At 71.2% G+C, this 15421-nt stretch carries 10 protein-coding genes and 3 tRNA genes; 1 reads left to right on the top strand and 12 read right to left on the bottom strand.

Translation table 11 applies throughout. From position 1 onward, the window contains the following. Window positions 1-64 precede the first annotated feature (64 nt). The 6 genes from VIB55_RS02860 to VIB55_RS02835 form a co-directional block, all read right to left on the bottom strand. Window positions 65-1159: a hypothetical protein gene (locus VIB55_RS02860; protein WP_331875153.1), complete on the bottom strand. Its 1095-nt coding sequence runs from the start codon at window positions 1157-1159 to the stop codon at window positions 65-67. A gap of 83 nt (window positions 1160-1242) precedes the next feature. Continuing rightward, window positions 1243-3453 carry a M56 family metallopeptidase gene (locus VIB55_RS02855; protein WP_331875152.1) on the bottom strand — a complete coding sequence of 737 codons (2211 nt, stop codon included), beginning with the start codon at window positions 3451-3453 and terminating at the stop codon, window positions 1243-1245. Beyond that, window positions 3450-3839, bottom strand: coding sequence for a BlaI/MecI/CopY family transcriptional regulator (locus VIB55_RS02850; protein WP_331875151.1), 390 nt, complete (start codon window positions 3837-3839; stop codon window positions 3450-3452). Before VIB55_RS02850 ends, VIB55_RS02855 begins: the two co-directional genes overlap by 4 nt. Before the next feature lie 256 nt (window positions 3840-4095). Continuing rightward, window positions 4096-4170 (bottom strand) — tRNA-Val (locus VIB55_RS02845). Between the two features lie 90 nt (window positions 4171-4260). Continuing rightward, window positions 4261-4333: transfer RNA gene (locus tag VIB55_RS02840), tRNA-Glu, on the bottom strand. 75 nt (window positions 4334-4408) lie between these two features. After that, a tRNA-Cys gene (locus VIB55_RS02835) sits at window positions 4409-4479 on the bottom strand. Between the two features lie 197 nt (window positions 4480-4676). Between VIB55_RS02835 and VIB55_RS02830 the strand changes: the two genes are divergently transcribed. Beyond that, on the top strand, window positions 4677-6248 hold the full coding sequence (locus VIB55_RS02830) for a hypothetical protein (RefSeq protein ID WP_331875150.1): 1572 nt from the start codon (window positions 4677-4679) through the stop codon (window positions 6246-6248). A 350-nt stretch (window positions 6249-6598) separates the two neighbouring features. Here the strand turns inward: VIB55_RS02830 and recN are convergent, their stop codons facing one another. The 6 genes from recN to aspS form a co-directional block, all read right to left on the bottom strand. Beyond that, window positions 6599-8275 (bottom strand): DNA repair protein RecN, encoded by a 1677-nt coding sequence (recN, locus tag VIB55_RS02825; RefSeq protein WP_331875149.1) that lies wholly within the window; start codon window positions 8273-8275, stop codon window positions 6599-6601. A 556-nt stretch (window positions 8276-8831) separates the two neighbouring features. Then, window positions 8832-10196: a magnesium transporter gene (gene mgtE / locus VIB55_RS02820; protein WP_331875148.1), complete on the bottom strand. Its 1365-nt coding sequence runs from the start codon at window positions 10194-10196 to the stop codon at window positions 8832-8834. A 58-nt stretch (window positions 10197-10254) separates the two neighbouring features. Continuing rightward, window positions 10255-10707 (bottom strand): rRNA maturation RNase YbeY, encoded by a 453-nt coding sequence (ybeY, locus tag VIB55_RS02815; protein WP_331875147.1) that lies wholly within the window; start codon window positions 10705-10707, stop codon window positions 10255-10257. Continuing rightward, window positions 10700-12994: an HDIG domain-containing metalloprotein gene (locus tag VIB55_RS02810; protein WP_331875146.1), complete on the bottom strand. Its 2295-nt coding sequence runs from the start codon at window positions 12992-12994 to the stop codon at window positions 10700-10702. Before VIB55_RS02810 ends, ybeY begins: the two co-directional genes overlap by 8 nt. After that, a complete protein-coding gene (locus tag VIB55_RS02805; RefSeq protein ID WP_331021343.1) occupies window positions 12991-13986 on the bottom strand; it encodes a PhoH family protein in 996 nt (331 codons plus the stop codon). The genes VIB55_RS02810 and VIB55_RS02805 overlap by 4 nt, the downstream gene beginning before the upstream one ends. 135 nt (window positions 13987-14121) lie before the next feature. After that, the coding region (gene aspS, locus VIB55_RS02800) for an aspartate--tRNA ligase (protein WP_331875145.1) at window positions 14122-15421 on the bottom strand (1300 nt) is incomplete at its 5' end.

Raw genomic sequence — 15421 nt, 5'->3', positions numbered from 1 at the left:
TGTCAGCACATCAGGATGGAAAGCAGGGGCGGCGCGCGTCCGCCCCTTCACTGGTTCGATACGATCAGCTGCCGCGCGCCAGCCGCTGCAGGGCGATGGAGCGCTCGTGGTCGGATCTCATGCGATCCACCACCGCGCGGTAGGCGGCGGTCACGCGGCCGTTGCGCAGCTGCGCCGCCGGCACCTGCGACAGCACGATCCGCTTCTCCATGTCCGAACTCATGCGCGCCGCGGAGTGCAGGGCGGCCACGGTGGATGCCTCGCTGGATCCACCCCGGAGCGCCTGCGTCAGCACGATCCGGCGTTCCATGTCGCTGTCGATGCCGTCCACTGCGCGGAAGAACGCCGCGTCCGCCGCTCCGCCGCGCTCCAGCCAGCGGGTAAGGACGATCCGCCGCTCCATGTCGCTCCCCATTCCATCCACCGCGTGGAAGAACGCCTGCTGGGCGCCCGCCGGCAGCCGGCCCTGGTCCAGCGCGTGGCTCAGAACGATGCGCGTCTCCATGTCGGAGTCCATCCCGCCCGCCGCCTCGAGGATCGCTCGCATGGCACCCTCGCCGCGCGCGTGCTCCAGCGCGTGGACGAGGACGATCCGCCGCTCCGAGTCCGAACTCATCCGGCGATCTACGTCCGCCATCACCCGCGACATGTCCGCCGGGGAAAGCGGCTGGCCCGTGAGCAGCGCCTGGTAGTAGGCGCGACGCGCCCCGTCCCCGCGCATCTGGCCCACCTCGTTCAGCACGGCGGGGACGCCGCCACGCTGGCGGAGGTGCGCCACCCGCTCGCGCGCGCCCAGGCCGCTGCCGCGCACCGCCTGCAGGATCGCCACGCTGGCCCACTCGCGCCCGCGCGCATCCATCTGCCGTGCGCGTCCGTCCACCTGGTAGCGAACGTCGACGCGCCCGCCCTCGCCGGGGGTGAAGTCCACGCGGCGCGTGGTTCCCCGGCTGCGCTCCTCCACCATCAGGCTGCCGCCGGGGCTCACGCGCTGCACCCAGTTGCCGTCGTCGTTGAAATCCACGTCGCCGCGCATGCGCACCTCCAGCCGGTGCCCGTTGTTCTCCTGGACGATGTGCGTCCGCTCGCTGGTTTCGTGGCGCTGGGCGCACGCGGGAACGGCCAGCAGCAGCGCCGCGGCGAGGGAAAGTGTACGGATCATGGTCGTTCTCCGGTGCAAAGGGGTGAAAAATCAGCACTTGATAGCAACGAAACGCCGGGCGCGCGGCCCGGCGGCCGTGTGGCTCAGGCTCCCGTGTATTCGCGGATGAACGCGTTCATCCAGGCGCGGCCCTCGGTTTCGAACGGGCGCTGCCGTCCGTCGACCGTGTAGGTGAACACCGGCCGGCCGCCCTCGCCCGGCACGCCGCGGACGATGTGCACGTGCCCGTCGTAGCGCCGCTCCAGGTGCAGCCGCCCGCCAGGGAGAATGCGGCGGATGTCGGAGCGCGCGGTCCCGAAGATCACCTTGCTCGCGTGAAGCTCCACGTAGCACGGCTTCCCGTTGCGCATCCCGTCGAGCTCGATGTCGCTGTCCCACTGCGCCTCGCCCGAGGCGCCGCGGGGCGCGCTCGTTCCCGACCCCGAGCGCGGCCGGCTGGAGGTGGTAGCGGCGGTGGTCGAGCCCGACGTCAGCGCGTTCAGCGCAAGCCCGCGCTCCATCTCGCTCTCGATGGAGCGCGCCGCGGCCAGGTACGCCTCGCGCGCGCTCCCCTGCACCGTCTGCCGCGCCGCCGCGCCGGTAAGGATGATGCGGCGCTCCAGGTCCGAATCGACGTCCGGGACCACGCGGAAGATGGCGGCGAGCGAGGGTGTGTCCCAGCGCCGCGCCTCCCACAGCCCCGTCATGACGATGCGCTGCTCCAGTGACGACGAGAACGACTCCAGCGCCGATGCCATCGCCGGCGGCAGCGAAGCGCTCGCGCGGAAGGTGCGGTGCTCGGTGACGGCGGCCAGGACGATGCGCTTTTCCAGGTCCGAGTCCATCGTGCGCGTCGCGGCTACGATGGCGGCGATGTTCGCGGCGCTCAGGTCGCTCTTCTCCAGCAGCCCCGTCAGCACCAGCCGCCGCGCCGAGGCGGACTTGATGTCTTCGGCGGCGCGGATGATCTCGGCGTACAGCCCGGGATCCGCGCGGCCGATCGCCTCGCGCAGCACGGCCGCGGCGTCGCCATCGCTGCTTCCGGCCTTCACCACGGGTGCGCCCGCTGGTGCTTTGGGTTCAGCCGCCGGGGCGGACAGCCGCTCGACGTTCTCGATCACGCGAGGCGCGATCGTGGACGGCTCGCTCGCCTTCTCCGGGCGCAGCACCGTGGCGACGGCCGGCGTTTCGATGCCAGGCGTCGCGATGCTCGACTTCGACGCGAGCGGCTCATCAACCGGCAGAGCCACGATGGTGACCGGCACCTCGGCGGCCGGCGCCGGCCGGAGAGCGGCCAGCGGCAGCATGCACACCAGCGCCGCGGCGGCCGTCGCCAGCCCGGCGGTGCGGCTGACGCCGTTGCGGCGCACCGCGTTGTCCAGGATGGCCAGCAGACGCCCCTCGAACTGGCTGCGGCGCGCCATCGCCAGCGCGGGAGTGGGGCCGTTGGATGAACCCAGCTTGCGGACGATGTCCAGCAGGTGGTCGGCGTAGTCCGCGGCCCGCGTGCCGATGGCCAGCACCGCGTCGTCGCAGGCGTGCTCGCGCTCTTCGCGCAGCTTGCGCGCGGCTACCCACACCAGCGGGTTGAACCAGAACACCACGAGTGCGACGTGGGCGATCCACTGCGTGGCCGCGTCCCAGCGGCCCACGTGCGCCAGCTCGTGCGCCAGCACCACGCGCCGCCGCTCCGATTCCCACTGGTCGGACTCGGCGGGAAGGAGGACGACGGGATGGAACACGCCCCACGTCATGGGCACCGTGGCCGCGGGCTCGCGCAGCAGCCGCACGATGCGCCCCAGGCGAAGGCGCCGCGCCAGGCCGTCGGTCAGCGTCACCCACTCGTCATCCGTCAGCTCCGTCGCGCGCCGCTCGATCCACCGGATGCGCGCCACACCGTACGCCAGCCGCAGCCCGAACAGCAGAACGCCCGCAGCCCACACCATCAGCGCCAGGCGAATCCAGTCCATCGACACCCACCACCGCTCGGCCGGCACGACAGCCGGAGCCGTGGACGCCGGTGCGGATGCGGACGAGGCGATCTCGGACGGGCGATCGATGGAAGCCGGCGCGGAAGCAACGTCCGGGGACGAGGCGAGGGGCGCCGTGGGCAGCGGGAGCACCCGCCACTCCGGGACGAAGCTGCGCGCCAACGGCAGAAGAAGGAGCGCGGCCAGCGCCGCCAGCCAAACCAGGTGCCGGGCGGAGGCAGACGAGCGGCGCATCAGCCCCGTGGCGGCCAGAGCCGCCAGCAGCACCAGGGTGCCACGAACCGCTGCATCGGCGACGGCCAGGAACAGTGCCGAATCCGTCATTGCCCCTCCTCGCCGTTGCGGGCCTGCTCGATCAGCCTCGCCAGCCGCTCCAGCTCCGCGGGCGAAGGCTGCGAATCTTCGATGAGCGCGTTCACCACCTGCTCCGGGCTGCCGTTGAAGAACGTCCGCAGCAGGTGGCGCAGGGCCGTGGTGCGCGCCTGCGTCCGGGGCGTGGTGGGCAGATAGACGTAGCGCTTGCCATCCATCTCGTGGTTCAGCAGCCCCTTTTCTTCCAGCAGGCGCAGCGCGGCGCGCACGGCGGAGTAGGTCGGCGGATCGGGAAGATCGTCGAGCACGTCGGCGGCCGTCGCCTTGCCGCGCCGGTAGACGATGTCCATGATCTGCCGCTCTCTGCGGCTCAGCTCGGATTGGGTCTGGGCTTCCATGCCGGCGGGACTCGGGGGCGAGGGCGCATCACGTGCGGAATAATCAGCACATGCAGAATATTCAGCACTTGGGTGCGAAAGTCAAGACATAACGAAAAGGAGTCTCACGCGGAGGCGCGGAGGTCGCGGAGAAACTGCAGGGGACTCTGTGGTTTCCTCCGCGTCCTCCGCGCGACCCAACGCGGAGCCGAGGACAACCGGGATGAGACGAACGCAAGTAGCCCCGCGGCATCCGAGCGATGCCGCGGGGCTGCAATGGTCGTTGTAGGATTCGAACCTACGACCTCTCGCGTGTGAAGCGAGCGCTCTGGACCAGCTGAGCTAAACGACCGTATCGCGGGCCGGAGGTTATCCGCGCCCGCGCCGGAAGGTGGGCTGCTTCCTGCGGGGACCTGACCCTTTGCCCTCCAGAAACCTGCTATACCCCGTACGGGAATCGAACCCGTGTTTTGGCCTTGAGAGGGCCATGTCCTAGGCCACTAGACGAACGGGGCGTGGCTGGTTGGAGCCTTGCAACCTAACAGCCTGGCCGGAGATCGTCAACCGCCCGGCCGGGCGTTCCTGCCCAGAGGCGCCGCCCGGATTCGAACCGGGGATGGAGGATTTGCAGTCCTCTGCCTTACCACTTGGCTACGGCGCCACACGCGAGAGGGCCCCGGCAGGGACCCTCAGCGCCCGGCAAATGTATGTACCATACGGTGGACCGTCAACCCCGCGGGCCCGCGTGATTTCAGGCCCGGTGCGTTTGACAGCGCCCGGCGCGTGCGCTAGCGTCCCCGCCGCAGCCGCGCCCTTTTTCGCGGATTTCCCTGCACACCCCGACTACGTTTCCGGCGGATGAATCTGCCTTTTCGCACCCCCCTCGCGCTGACGCTCCTGCTGCTGGCCGCCGTGCCTGCGCCGGCGCAGGACGCCGACGCATGGGTGCTGCCCCGCGGCAAGCTGGAACTGACCGGAGCGGGCGTTTTCACCCATTACCAGCGCAATCTGGGCGGCGACGGCCTCGGTTCGGAGTTCGCCCAGCCGTTCCAGGACCTCGCCCTGCAGGCGCTGGGCGATTCGCTGGCCAAGGCCAACGTGGGAACGCGCCAGCTGTGGGCAAGGCTCACCGGCGGCAGTCCCCTTCCCGACTCGCTCGTTCCGGGCACCACCTCGCTCCGGCTGCGCGCCGACGTACGGCAGGTGCCGCTCACCGTGCGCTACGGCTGGCGCGACCGTATCACCGTGTTCGCCACGGTGCCCATCGAGCGGCGCGGCGTCTCGTCGCTGGGGCCGTTCCTGCTGGGCGGCAACGTGGGAGTGAATCCCGACGCGGTGAAGAACCGCGCCGCCCTGGCCAAGATCGACTCGGCGCTGGCGGGCTACGGCGGCGGACTGCTGCTGCCCACGCGCGGCTCGCAATTGGGCGACTCGCTCCAGGCGCTGCTCCGCAAGCGCGGCACAGACACGCTGAACCTGCCAACCGCCACGGTCGACTTCGCCAATCTGCAGCCGAACCAGCAGCTGGCCGCGTTCGATTCGCTCTCGAACAGCCGGGGCTACCGCTTCGGCGACGTGCAGGTGGGCGCGCGCTTCCTGCTGACGCCGGGCCCGCCGGGGTGGCCCATCCCCGACACCGTCCAGCGCCGCGCCGTGCGGACATCGGTCGGCGTGCGCGGCCGTCTTCCCACGGGGGCACGCGGCACGATGTTCCGCACCGAGTTGGTGCCGGGGGGCGGCCACTTCGGCCTGGGGGTGGACGCGTTCAACGACGTCTTCCTCTCCCGCCGGTGGCTGATCAGCACCTCCGCCAGCCTCGACGTGCTGCTGCCGGCAGACGTGCAGCGCCTCGCCTTCGCAGCGGACCGCCCCTTTCCGCCCGACAGCGCGGTACGCACGGTGCGCCGCGAGCCGGGGTCGCAGCTGGCCTTCAACGTGGTCCCGCGCTGGCGGCTGACGCGCGAGCTCTCGTTCGCGGGCCAGTACGCGTTCACGCGGGCGGGTGCCACCACGTACACGGGAGACGTGCTGCCGTCGCCCGTGGAGACTCTCGACTCGTGGATGGCGCACGCGGCGGGGATCGGCGCGCGGTACAGCACGCTCCGGGCGTATTCGCTCGGCCAGGCGGCCGTGCCGGTGGAGGTCGACGTTTCCGTGCTCTCGGCCTTCGCGGGAAGCGGTGAGGCGCCCGCGTACAGCCAGGTACGCATCATCGGCCGCTTCCATCCGCACCCGGGCTTGCTCCCCGGTCCGGACAGCATCCCGCCGCCCCCACCGGTCCCGGCGGACACCACCGCCCCGGCTCCAGCGGCCACCGTGCCCGCGACCGAACCTGCGACGCCTGACCCGTCGCCACCGGGCACCCCACCCGCGCCTCCCGGCACGCCGACAACCAGCGGCGGGCGTCCACCCGCTCACGAGCGGCGCTGAACGAGGCGACCGACCGACAGCACGCAAATACCCCCACGGCCAAGAGACCGCGGGGGTGTTTCTACATCGGGACGCTCTCCTGTCCGAACGCCCCCGGCACCCTGTCATCCAGAGGCCCAAGCGCACCGAACTCGCCCGCAATCCATCCCATGCGGGCCGAAAGATCTAGCCTGGGATGCCACGAGACCCGGGCGCGGCAGCGACATGAAACCTTGAGGCGCGGGGGCCGCGGGCGAATGAATTCGCTGCAACGACCACACGAAGTCCACCTGCGTGGACTGGCCTGCTTCGGTGTGTCGGACGGCTGGTGGCACGCCCTGGCCTCGTGGACACCGCGGCCGTAGCCGACCTTATACCCCCACCCCGCGCTCCAGCAGTTCGGCCGCGTGCTCCAGCGACACGGCACTCTCGGGGTCGCCGCCCAGCATGCGGGCAATCTCCTGCACGCGATCGGCCGACTCCAGGGGCGTTACCTCCGTGGTCGTGCGGCCGTCGCGCTCGCCCTTTCGCACCAGCAGGTGCACGTGCGCGCGGCTGGCGATCTGCGGAAGGTGCGTGATCGCGAACACCTGGTGAGTGCCCGCCACCTCCCGCATCTTGTCGCCCACCTGCAGCCCCACCCGCCCGCCGATCCCCGCGTCCACCTCGTCGAACACCAGCGTGGGCACCGAGTCCAGCCGAGCGAGGATGGTCTTCAGCGCCAGCATGATGCGCGACATCTCGCCGCCCGATGCCACGTGAGACAGGGCCTTGGGGTCGAATCCGCGGTTCAGCGACACGCGGAACTCCACCTCCTCGGCCCCAAAGGCGCCCGCCTGCGCCAGGGGAACGCGCTCGGCGCGGAACACCGCGCCATTGCTCATTCCCAGCTCTGGGAGCACCGCGCTCACCTCCACGGACAGGCGCTCCATGGCGGTCTCACGCGCGGCGGTCAGGCTCGCGGCGGCCGCGGCGAGCGCCTCTTCGGCCGCGGCGAGCTTCTTCTTCAATCCCCCGAGCTCCCACTCGGCGCCCTCCACCAGGTCCAGCTCCGCCCGCGCGCGCCGGCCCACCTCGATCACCTCGTCCAGCGTCTGCCCGTACTTGGATTTCAGGCGAAAGACCAGGTCCTGCCGGCGGCGGATCTCTTCCAGGCGCCGCGGGTCGTGCTCGATGGTGGAGCTGTACCGCTCCATCCGCTCGCCCAGCTCCTGCAGCGAGTAGTAGACGGTGTCGTACAGCTCGCGGACGTCTTCCTGGGCCGGGTCGATGCGCACCAGGCTGTCGATCTGCCGCCGCAGGCTGCCCACCTCGTGAAGCAGCGCTCCCTCGGAGCCGCTGACCGCGTCGGCAAGTCCACCCGAGAGCGCCTGCAGCTCTTCGGAGTGGCTCAGCCGGCGGGCCTCGTCCTCCATCTCCTCCTCCTCGCCCGGCTTCAGCGAGGCCGCCGCGATCTCGTCGGCCTGAAAGCGCAGGAAGTCCGCGCGCTGCGCCGCGTCGCGCCGCCGCGTGTCGAGCTCGGCTATGTCGCGGCGCAGGGCCACGGCATCGCGGTGCGCCTCGCGGACGGCGGACAGCATCTCCCCGTGGCCGCCGTAGGCATCCAGAATGGCCCGCTGCTCGTCGCGCTTCAGCAGCGTCTGGTGCTCGTGCTGGCCGTGCAGGTCCACCAGCGCACGGCCCAGCTCGCCCAGCACGGCGGCCGTCGTGGGCGAACCGTTCACCCACGCGCGATTGCGGCCGGCGGCGGCCACCTCGCGCTTCAGCACCAGCACGCCGTCCTCGTCGGGATCGATGCCGCGCTCGTCCAGAATGCGGCCCACGTCCTCACGCCCGGCGACATCGAACACGCCTTCAACGGACGCCCGGTCCTCGCCCGCGCGCACCACGTCGGCGGACGCGCGCTCACCGAGCAGGAGCGAAAGCGCGCCCACGATGATGGATTTGCCCGCGCCTGTTTCGCCGGTGAGCACGTTGAGCCCCGGACCCAGCCGAACCGAAAGCCGGTCGATCAGCGCGAAGTTGCGGATCCGCAGCTCGGAAAGCATGAGCGAAGATACACCGAAGATGGACGGTGTTCAAGAGGGATGAAAGACAGCGCGTGAGTCCGTGAGTGCGCTTACAAACGATGCGGCGCATCCTCCGCTGGCCGCGCGCGCTCTACCTGCCCGTGCAGTCCGCGAAGGCGGACCTTCGTGAAGTTCCAGCCGCGGTTTCAACCGCCCGGACGGAGGCCCGGGGCTTCGCTCCAACGCGCGCCCTAACGCCGACGCGAGGAGGACCCCGAGACATCCGAGGCCCCTACATCCCTCACCGCTGCCGCGCCCAATCGATTACGCATCCGCGGCTAGATCCTTCGGCCCGCGAGGTTCGGCGTACGGGCAGGTCCGGCGCGCCTGGGCCTCAGGATGACAGGCTACGCCGCTTCGGCCGACGCGCCGGACTGACCCCCTTCCCCCGCGCAGTTTGCGGGGGAAGGGCTGGGGATGGGGGGCGCCGGCCCGAGCACCGAGCCTGCTTGCCACACGTCATCCCCGAAGTGTACACCCTCGCCCGCTTGCGGGAGAGGGTGGCACGCGTGTCAGCGCGGCCGGGTGAGGGCCCTCACATCAAGAACTTCGTCGCCAGCCCCAGCAGCAGGAAGAACCCGCACATGTCCGTAAACGCAGTCACGAAGATGGACGATGCCACGGCCGGGTCCACCTTGAACCGCTCCAGCATGATGGGCACGAACGCCCCCGCAAAGCTGCCTACGGTCAGGTTCATCCACATGGCCAGCATCACCACCATCCCCACCAGCGGATTCCCCTCCAGCGTCCACGCCAGCCCCGAAACGATCAACCCGATCACCAGGCCGTTGCCCAGCCCCACCAGCAGCTCCTTGCGGACGATGGACCAGCGCTGCTCCGCCGTTTCCGTCGAAAGCGCCAGGCGGCGGATGGTCACCGCCAGCGCCTGCGTGCCGCTGTTCCCGCCCAGCCCCGCCACCATGGGCATCAGCACGGCGAGAAAGGTCAGCGCCTGGATGGTTTCTTCGAACACCAGCACCACCGTGGCGCCCGCCGCCGCGGTGCACACGTTCAGCATCAGCCAGGGCAGGCGCGAGCGCACCGCGTCCCACCATCCGCCGCGGATCTCCTCTTCGCCGGACACACCGACGAACTTCAGGATGTCCTCGGTGGTCTCGGCCTCGATGACGTCGATCACGTCGTCGAAGGTCACGCCGCCCAGCAGCCGCCCCGCCGTGTCGACGACGGGAACGATGGTCAGGTTGTAGCGCGACACGATGCGCCCCACCTCTTCCTGGTCGGTGTCGGGGAGCACCACCGCGATGGGCTCGTTCACCATCCCGCGCACCGGCGTGTCCGGGTCTGCCGTCACCAGCGAGTTCAGCGACACGGTGCCCTGCAGCACCTCGTGGTCGTCCACCACGAACACCAGGCCGTAGAACTCGGCCATGTTCTGCGCCTGGCGCCGCACCTCGTCGATGGCCTGCACCGCCGTAAGCCCCGTCCCCACGATGACGAGCTCGCCCGTCATGATGCCGCCGGCCGACTCTTCGTCGTAGGCCATCAGGTCGCGGATGTCGCCCGCGTCCTCGTGCGACAGCGCCGCCAGCACGCGGTCGCGGTCTTCGGGGCCCATCTCGCCGATCATGTCGGCCGCGTCGTCGTCCGAAAGCTCGGCTACGACGGCGGCGATGTCGTGCGGGTCCAGCGCGGCCAGCGACTCTTCCGGGTGCTCGTCGGGCTCCATCTCCGACAGCGCGTCGGCAGCCAGCCCGGGGTCTTCCGGCGCCAGCGCCGACAGCACGCGCACGCGGTCGTCCTCGTCGAGCTGCTCCAGCAGGTCGGCGATGTCGGAGCCGTGCGAGAAGGTGTCCAGGAAAGCGTGCAGCGCAGAGTCGTCGCCCACCTCCAGCAGCTCGCGGAGGTGTTCGATGGGGTCCAGGTCGCTGGCGGCGGACATCGCCGTCATCAGGTCATCACGTGTGTATCGAAGTGGTGGACGGGGCCGGCGGAGGGCGTCACGCGCCCGCGCCGCCGGACAGGAACTCGCGAAGCAGCGCCTCCTGGCGCCGGAACATCTCCGAATCGGCGCGGTCGGAGCCCTCCGGATGCTCGTACCCCAGGACGTGAAGGGTGCCGTGCACGGCCAGCCGCAGCAGCTCCTCGCCGGGGTCCGCCCCCAGCTCCGCCGCCTGCCGCGCCGCCTGCTCCACGCCCAGGTACACGTCGCCCAGAGGCGGCTCGCCGGGGCCGTTCAGGTTGAACGAGATCACGTCCGTGGCCCAGTCGTGGTCCAGCCACTCCCGGTTGAGCGCGGTGATCTCGTCGTCGCCCACGAGGGCGACGGAAACCTCGCCCTCCGCCACGCCCTCGGCGCGGAGGACGTGGCGCACGGCGGCCTCGATGCGCTCCGCGTCCGCGGCGGGCACCAGCCCCTCGCCCACGCTCACTTCGACGTCGATCTCATCCATGCGCCACCGCGTTCGGCTGCTCGGCGCGCGCGCGGGCGCCGTTCGGTTCCGGCGCGGCCCCGCCGCCGGCCACGCCCGTGGGGTAGTCGAGGCGCTGATGATACATTCCGCTCAGCACCTTGGCGAGCACTTCGCGGGCAATGGTGATCTCGCGAAGCGTAAGCGGGCACTCGTCCAGCTGCCCCGCGGCGATCTTCCCGTCGACGATGCGGTTCACCAGCTCGCGGATGCGCTCGGGCGTGGGATCGTGAAGCACCCGCGCGGCGGATTCCACCGAGTCGGCGATCATCACCACGGCCGTCTCGCGCGTCTGCGGCCTGGGCCCCCCGTACGAGAACTCGGCCGGGTTCAGCCGCGCCTCGGGGTCCGCCTTGCGCGCCTGCTCCATGAAGAACGAGATGGGCTGCGTGCCGTGGTGCTGGGCGATGAAGTCGCGCACCGCCTGCGGCAGCCGGTACTCCGCCGCCAGCCGCAGCCCCTCGACGACGTGGCTGCGGACGACGGCGGCGCTCATGGCGGGCTTCAGCCGGTCGTGCGGGTTGCGGCCGCGCGGCTGGTTCTCGATGAAGTAGAGCGGCTTGGTGATCTTGCCCACGTCGTGATAGTACACGCCGACACGAGCCAGCAGGGCGTTGGCGCCGATGGCGTTGCACACCGCTTCCGCCAGGTTGGCGACGGAGATGGTGTGCGCGTACGTCCCCGGCGCCTCCAGCGATAGCCGCTGCAGGAGCGGGTGCTTGGGGTCGGCCAGCTCCATCAGCGTCTGGTTGGTGGTCACCCGGGTGAACCACTCGGCGACGGGAAGAAAGCCCATGGCCAGCAGCGTGCTGCCGATGCCGTTCACCGCGCCCCATACGATACCCCACCCGATCTCCTCGGCCCCGCGCGCCCGCAGCAGCCCCACGGCCAGCACCGCCGCCGCGTACGCCAGGGCGATGACGGCGATCAGCCCCCACGCCTGAAAGCGCCGCTGCGCCATCCGCAGCCCGAACGCCGCCGCCGCACCCGCCACCGCCGCCTCGAAGGGCACCACCATCCCCACGAACGGCTGCTGCCCGCCCAGGAGCAGCGCCAGCACCAGGGCCAGCACCAGCGCCAGGCGCCCGCCCCAGAGGACGGCCGCGACCAGCGTGGCGAAGGGGATGGGGATCAGCTCCGGGGGCAGGTCGAACCGGCCGATGGGGGATGCGATTCCCGCCACGGCCAGCACCAGCAGCCCCAGAAAGATCACCGCGCGGTCGTCGGCGTAGATCGCCGGCCGCACGATGCGGAGGAGCGCGCCGACGATCAGCAGCAGCAGCGCGTTGAAGAGCACCGCCCCGATCACCCGCGGCAGGGCGTGGCTGCCGGCCGCCTCGCCCGGATGGGCCTGCAGCGCCTCCTGGTAGGCGCGCAGCCGCTGCACCTCGCGCTCGCCGATCTGCTCGCGCGCGCCGACGATGCGCTGCCCGGCCAGGATGCGCTCGCGCACCGAGTCCACGGCCGCCGAAGCGCGGGCGCGCGCCGCGCCCGTCAACGAGGTGTTCTCGGCCAGGCTGGGGCGGAACCAGCGCACCAAGAGCAGGCGCTGCAGCTCCGCAGCGTCCACTCCCGCCTCCGCGGGCAGGCGCGCCTGGGCCGCGCGGTAGAACTGGTCGGCCGTGTACACCGAGTCGGAGGGCACCAGTCGCTCGCCCCCGGCCAGCCCCCTCACCCGCACCGCCGAGATCCCCTCCGCCCCGGGCGGCGACGACGCCACGCCGCGGGGAAGCAGCTCGCGCGCGGCCTGCTCCGTCGCCGCCTGCAATTGGGTGCGGCGCGCCGGGTCCGCCAGCACCTCCAGCGCGCCGAGGGTGGTGGGGATGCGGGCCCGGTCCAGCACGCCGCGCACCGCCTGCGGTGCGCCCCCGGCGGGCGCCGAGGCCAGCGCCTGCTCCACCGCGGCGAAGAACCCGCGGACCCCGGCGACAACGCTGTCCGCCGCGCCCGGCCGGTAGTCGAACACGGGAGGCACCCCGCGCGCCGCCTCGTCGCGCTCGCGCAGCAGCTCGTCGGGCGACTTGGGGACGGAGAACGGCACCTGCGCGATCACCTCGTCGCGCGCCACCACGCCGCGTTCCAGCACGGGGACGTCCGCCGTCTGCGCGGCGGGGAAGAGCGCGTGCACGGCGACCGCCACCGCCAGAAGCACACCCGCACGCAGGCCGTGGTGAAGCACCGCGGCCATCCCGGCCGGGGGCGCCGGGGCCACGGGCTCGCGCTGCGCGGCGCGGCGTTCGGGGAAGGGGCGCTCCCCGGAGGGCTTCATCCCCGCTTCTCGTCCGCGTCCGAGACTTCGCCACGCGCCGCGTCGTACGCGCGGATGATGTCCTTCACCAGGCGGTGGCGGATCACGTCGGAGCCGCTCAGGTATGAGAAGGCGATCCCCTCGATCCCCTTGAGCACCGACTCCACCTCCACCAGGCCGGAATCCTCGCGGCGGGGCAGGTCCACCTGCGTCTTGTCGCCGGTAATCACCGCCTTGCTGTTCATCCCCAGGCGGGTGAGGAACATCTTCATCTGCGCGCGCGTGGCGTTCTGCGCCTCGTCCAGGATCACGAACGCGTCCTGCAGGGTGCGGCCGCGCATGTACGCCAGCGGCGCGATCTCGATGGACCGGCTTTCCATCGCCCGCCGCAGCCGGTCGGGCGGGATCATGTCCTCCAGCGCGTCGTACAGCGGGCGCAGGTAGGGGTCGATCTTTTCCTGCAGGTCGCCCGGCAGGAAGCCCAGGTTTTCGCCCGCCTCCACCGCGGGCCGCGCCAGGATGATGCGCTTCACCCGCTTCTTGTACAGCGCGTCGACGGCCATGGCCACGGCCAGGTACGTCTTGCCCGTGCCCGCCGGCCCGATGCCGATGACCACGTCGTTGTTCTCGATGGCCTCCAGGTACTTGGCCTGGCCCTCGCTCTTGGGGCTCACCGTCTTCTTGGGCCCCGGCACCGTCACTCGCCCCGCCGCGTCGGCCAGGCGCCGCACGCCGTTCTCGGAGCGCGACGCGTCCAGGTAGCGCGACACGTCGTCCACGCCGAAGGGCACGCCGTTGCGAGCCATCTCCACCATGTGCTGCGCCACGGGAACCGCGCGCTCCACGTCCTGCAGGTCGCCCGAAAGCAGCAGGTGGTCGTCGCGCAGCACCACGCGCAGGTTGGCCGCCTTGCCCAGCTCCAGCAGCGTGGCGTCGTTCACGCCGCTCAGCGCGAGCGGGTCGGCCCCGTCCGCCGGAATCCGGTGCTGCACCGTATTGTTCTGATCAGCCATCTATCCTCTTGCCGTCCTTCGACTTGTGCCAGCCCCAAACCGGGTCGCGTCCCTGATGCATCTCTCAACGGCGGAGGGGCGAGGATTTCCCCGCCCCTCCCTGCCGTGATACACCGACCGTGCCGCCGTGTGCGCCTATCCTGCCGCAGGTTCGCGCACGCGCACGTGCACCTCGGCCAGCTGCTCGTCGGCGATGGCCGTGGGGGCATTCTCAAACGCGGCGCGGGCGCTGGTGGTCTTGGGAAAGGCCACCACGTCGCGCAGGCTCTGCGCACCCGCCAGCAGCATCACCAGCCGGTCGAAGCCGAACGCGAACCCCGCGTGGGGCGGCGCGCCGAACCGGTACGCCTCCAGCAGGAACCCGAACTTGGCCTGCGCCTCGTCCGGCCCGATCCCCATGGCGGTGAACACCGCCTGCTGCACCTCGGGAACGTGGATGCGCACGGAGCCGCTCGCCAGCTCGTTGCCGTTGTACACGGCGTCGTACGCCCGCGAGCGCAGCCCCATCCGGTACAGCTCGCGCGCCGCGTCGCCGGAGGGCGTCCCGTTCGCCGTGGCGGCGACGATGGCCTGCACCGCGTCTTCCGCCGGCATGCTGAAGGGGTTGTGCGCGTACACCAGCCGGCCGTGCTCCGCGTCCCAGTCGAAGACGGGAAACTCCGTGACCCACAGCCAGGCGTGGCGGCTCTCGTCCAGCAGCCCCAGCTTGCGTCCGAGGTGCCGGCGCAGCTCGTCCAGCGCCGCGTCCAGCTCCGGCCCCGCCGCCTCACCTTCGCCGCGGAAGTGGCCGACGACCGCCACGAACAGGTCTCCCGGCTCCACGCCCGACGCGTCGTAGAAGCTGTTCGCACGCCCCTCGTCCAGCGCCTTGGCGAACTGCCCCGAAAGCCCGTCGTCCCCCCGCTTCACCCACAGCGCGCCCGCCGCACCGCCTCGCCGGGCGACCTCCTGCAGCTCGTCGAGCTCCTTGCGCGACAGCCGGGCGCCGCCGGGAATGCGCAGCCCGCGGATGCGCTGCGACGTGCCCTCGGTCGCCTGGAAGATGCGGAAGTCGGCGCCGCGCAGCACGTCGGTGACGTCCACGATCTCCAGCGGAATGCGCAGGTCGGGCTTGTCGGTGCCGTACCGGCGCATGGCCTCGGCGTACGTCATCCGCGGGAAGGGCGTTTCCAGCTCCACCCCGGCCACGGCGGCGAAGACGGCTGCCATCAGCCCCTCGCCAACTCGGAACACGTCCTCCTCGTCCACGAACGCCATCTCGGCGTCGATCTGCGTGAACTCCGGCTGGCGGTCGGCCCGCAGGTCCTCGTCGCGCAGGCACTTGGCGATCTGGAAGTAGCGGTCGTACCCGCTCACCATCAGCAGCTGCTTGTAGATCTGCGGCGACTGGGGCAGCGCGTAGAACTCGCCCGGGTGCACGCGGCTGGGCACCAGG

This window comes from Longimicrobium sp. (assembly GCF_036554565.1).
GTDB lineage: Bacteria > Gemmatimonadota > Gemmatimonadetes > Longimicrobiales > Longimicrobiaceae > Longimicrobium.
Note: the sequence above shows the minus strand (reverse complement) of the source record. Positions and strands in the feature narration are given on the sequence as shown.